The organism is Mesorhizobium sp. M4A.F.Ca.ET.022.05.2.1, assembly GCF_003998845.1.
Taxonomy (GTDB): domain Bacteria; phylum Pseudomonadota; class Alphaproteobacteria; order Rhizobiales; family Rhizobiaceae; genus Mesorhizobium.
Window position 1 is genome coordinate 1 of record NZ_RZOJ01000501.1, and the last position, 3,879, is coordinate 3,879.

Annotated in this window: 3 protein-coding genes and 1 pseudogene; 1 reads left to right on the plus strand and 3 read right to left on the minus strand. The window is 66.1% G+C overall.

The features are described from left to right. The 3 genes from EN745_RS31460 to EN745_RS31470 all read right to left on the minus strand — a co-directional run. Positions 1–736, minus strand: a 736-nt coding sequence (locus EN745_RS31460; RefSeq protein ID WP_145992247.1) for an ABC transporter permease, incomplete at its 3' end; no start/stop codon positions are given. Next, the gene (locus tag EN745_RS31465) at positions 733–1,620 is read right to left on the minus strand and encodes an ABC transporter permease (RefSeq protein WP_127423044.1); all 888 of its coding nucleotides are present in this window, start codon (positions 1,618–1,620) and stop codon (positions 733–735) included. The genes EN745_RS31460 and EN745_RS31465, both read right to left, overlap by 4 nt. Positions 1,621–1,717: 97 nt before the next feature. Then, on the minus strand, positions 1,718–2,998 hold the full coding sequence (locus tag EN745_RS31470) for an FAD-dependent oxidoreductase (RefSeq protein WP_127423045.1): 1,281 nt from the start codon (positions 2,996–2,998) through the stop codon (positions 1,718–1,720). Positions 2,999–3,194: 196 nt separating this feature from the next. Here EN745_RS31470 and EN745_RS31475 point away from each other — a divergent pair. Beyond that, positions 3,195–3,879, plus strand: a pseudogene (locus EN745_RS31475) (fumarylacetoacetate hydrolase); the annotation flags it as partial.

Below are 3,879 nucleotides of genomic sequence, written 5' to 3' on the forward strand. Positions count from 1 at the left end.
TCACCGTTCCGAGCGCCATGACGATCGGCAGCGAGCGCGGGAAGCGCAGCTGGCTCCAGATGTAGAGCGGCAGCGTCGGCTCGGTGCCGGCGAGGAAGAAGACGACGATGAACTCGTCGAAGGAGATCAGGAAGGCAAGCATGAAGGCCGACAGCACGGCCGGCACACTCAGCGGCAGCATGACGCGTCGGAACGTCGTCCAGTCGGACGCGCCGAGGTCGAGCGCCGCCTCGCGGATGGTCTTCGGGATGGCGGCGAAGCGGCTGCGCATGACGACCACTGTCGTCGGCAGCGCGACCAGGATGTGGCCGAGCACGATGGCGACGCGCGACGGGCCGAGGCCGATCAGATTGACCAGGATCAGCAGCGAGATGCCGACGATGACGCCGGGAATCAGGATCGGCAGCCGCGCGATGGCGCTGATCGTGGCGGCGAGCGGCGAGCGGCCGAAGAGGTCCATATAGGACACGGTGATGCCGCAGAGCGTAGCGCCTGAAGCGGCGATGACGCCGATCACCAGGCTGTTGGCGAGTGCCCCCGACAAGACCGGATTGCCGTAGAGCGTCTCGTACCATTCAAGCGTGAAGCCCTGCAGCGGAAACGCAGCCTGGATGGAATTGTTGAAGGAAAACAGCGGGATCAAAAGCACCGGCAGATAGAGGAAGGCCAGATAGCCAAGCACGTAGAGGCCGAGCCAGCGACCACCTGTGTCGGTCCCGGTGCGCGTCGCGCTCATGTGCGGCTGCCAAATCTGCGGTCGGCGCCGCGTGCGACCAGCACCACGCACAGGATGACCAGCATGACGCAGACGGAAAGTGCGGCGCCGAACGGCCAGTCATTGGCCTTGCCGAACTGCGACTGGATCAGCGTGCCGATCATGGTGCTGGCCGGGCCGCCGACCATGGCCGGCGTGACGTAGTCGCCGACCGTCGGCACGAAGACGACGAGGGCCGCCGCCAGCACGCCCGGCATTGAATTCGGCAGCACGACGCGGCGGAACGCCGTGAACGGACGGGCGCCGAGATCGGAAGCGGCTTCGAGCAGCGATTTCGGGATCGTGTCCAGCGCGACATAGATCGGCAGGATGGCAAAGGGCGCGTAGGCGTGGGCAAGCGTGACCACCACCGCTGCCGGCGTGTTGAGGAAGGCCAGCGTCGGCTCCGACCAGATGCCGCTTTCGATAAAGGCCGAGTTGAGCACGCCATTGTAGGCAAGCACGATCTTCCAGGCGAAGACGCGCAGCAGGTAGCTTGTCCAGAACGGCAGCGTCACCAGGAAGAGCAGCAGGCCGCGGCGGCGTCCGGCATGGAAGGCGAGGTAGTAGGCGACGGGATAGGCGGTCACCACGGTCACCAGCGTCACAAGGCCGGCGATCACCAGCGAGCGCAGCGTCACCGTCCAGTAGAGCGGATCGGTCGCCACGGTGACGAAGTTCGCGGCGGTCAGGCCGACGCCGAGCAGCGAGCCGTCATTGCCTCGGAAGGCAAGGAAAATCACCAGGCCGAGAGCGAAGAGGATCAGGAAGAAGGTGACCAGTCCGCCCGGCAGCAGCATGGCGAGGCGGAACACCGGCGAAGCGCGAGTTTCCGGCAATGGCTGACTTGCTGCGATGGCCGACATCGATCTGCCCGTCGGAATTATGAAATCGACTTAGATTTTTTCATATTCGTGAAACTGTCAAGCTGAATCGCGCGGTGAAGGAACGTGTTCAGCAAAGTCAGCGCTCCAACGCGTCGAGCATCCGGTACCAGGCGATCGTCGCGGCAACGCCGACCTGCCGGAAGGCGTGGAACGGGATCGGCCTGATCGGCGACAGCGGGAACGGCAGTTGCCGCGCATCGCCGCTCGCCAGGTAGCTTGCCATGCGCTTGCCGAGCGCGCTCATCAGGCCAACGCCCCTGCCCTGGCAGCCGACGACGGCAAGCAGGCCTTTTTCGGGCTCGTGGATATGCGGCAGGTGATCCGGCGTCATCGCCACGCGGCCGAACCAGCGTTTCTCGATCGCGACGCCGGCAAGCGCCGGATAGAGACGGATCAGGGCACGTTCCAGATGCGCCCAGTCCGCGGCGCTGGAGGGCAGCGCCATGCGCCCGCGCCCGCCGAGCACCAGGCGACCGTCGGCGCTTCTGCGATAGTAGACGAGGATGCGGCGCGAGTCCGACACCGCCTGCCCGCCCGGCAGGATGCCGGCGCCAACATCGGCCGGCAGCGGCGCAGTGGCGATCTGGAAGGAGTGCAGCGGCACGATGGTCCGCGCGAGGCCAGGCAGAACGCCATCGGTGTAGGCGTTGGTGGCAAGCACGACCGCCCTCGCCCGCACCTCAGCGCCGCTTTCGGTCGAGATCCGCCAGAGACTGGCGTCCTTGGCGAGCTTCACCACCTTCTGCCGTTCGGCGATCCCGACGCCAGCGGCAGCAGTGACCCGCGCCAGTTCCACCGTATAGGCTAGTGGATCGACGACGCCGGCGCGGCGGTCGAGCCAGCCGCCGAGATAGCCCTGGGCGCCAGTCATGGCCGCGATCTCGGCCTGGCTGAGCAGTTCGACGTCGGCGCCACGTGCCCGCCACTGGCGATCCCGGTTTGCTGCCGCAGTCAAAGCGGTCTCGGTGTGCGCGGCTTGGATCCAGCCGTTGCGGGTGAACGGCACCGCCAGCTTCTCGTCGCGGATCAGGTCGAACACCGCATCGGCTGTCGAGGCGGCAAAATTGACCAGCGCCTCGCCGCGCTCCTTGCCGAAATGCTCGACCAGCCATTCCGGATCGTATTTCAGGCCGGGGATGACCTGACCGCCATTGAGACCCGAGGCGCCCTCCCCGATCGCTCCGGCCTCCAGCACCTGGACGGCGAGACCCTGCCGCGCGGCATGGAGCGCGGTAGAAAGGCCCATGATGCCGCCGCCGACGATGACCGCATCGATCGGCCCGGCTGGCGTTTGCGGCTGCAACGCGAACACCGTCTTGGGCTTCTGCCAGATCGGGTCCGAAAACAGCTTGGGCAAGGATCACCTGGGAGATGCAATGGGCTTGTGAAAATCCTATTGTTGATTTCACGGATTTGAAAGTGCGTTCGATTGTGCCAGCCGGCCCGTGGCTGCGGACCGCGCTCGCCCTGGCACACAAATGATCCCGTTGGCGGGATGGACGTCTCGACCAAATCCGGGGAAAGTGCCGCGCGCCAAAGAGAGGACCGAAGCCATGACCGACCCGACCCGCCTGCCCGCCGACGGCCTCTTCATCGGCCGCGCCAGGACCAGCGAAACGGCCTATCCGCTGGTGGTCACGGTGCGCGACGGCATGGTCTTCGACATCACCTCGAGCGCGGCGCCGACCGTGCGCGACCTCTGCGAGTTGCCAGACCCGGCTGGCTATGTTCGCTCCGCCAAGGGCAAGCCGATCGGCGCGCTTGAAGACATCACCGCCAACAGTTTCGAGGCAGAGCGCGACGCGAAGAAGCCCTTCCTGCTCTCGCCCGCCGACCTGCAGGCGGTGAAGGCTTCCGGCGTCACCTTTGTGGTCAGCCTGCTCGAGCGCGTCATCGAGGAACAGGCGCGTGGCTCGGCGGAGAAGGCCGATGCCATCCGTGCCGACATCGCCGGGCTGATCGGCCACGACCTCTCCAAGCTGAAGCCCGGCTCGCCGGAAGCGATGGAAATCAAGGCCAAGCTGATCCAGCGCGGCGCCTGGTCGCAATATCTGGAAGTGGGCATCGGTCCGGACGCCGAGATCTTCACCAAATGCCAGCCGATGGCGTCGGTCGGCTTCGGCGCCGATGTCGGCCTGCACCCGGTCTCCACCTGGAACAATCCGGAGCCGGAGATCGCCATGATCGCCGACAGCACCGGCCGCATTGTCGGCGCTACGCTCGGCAACGACGTCAATC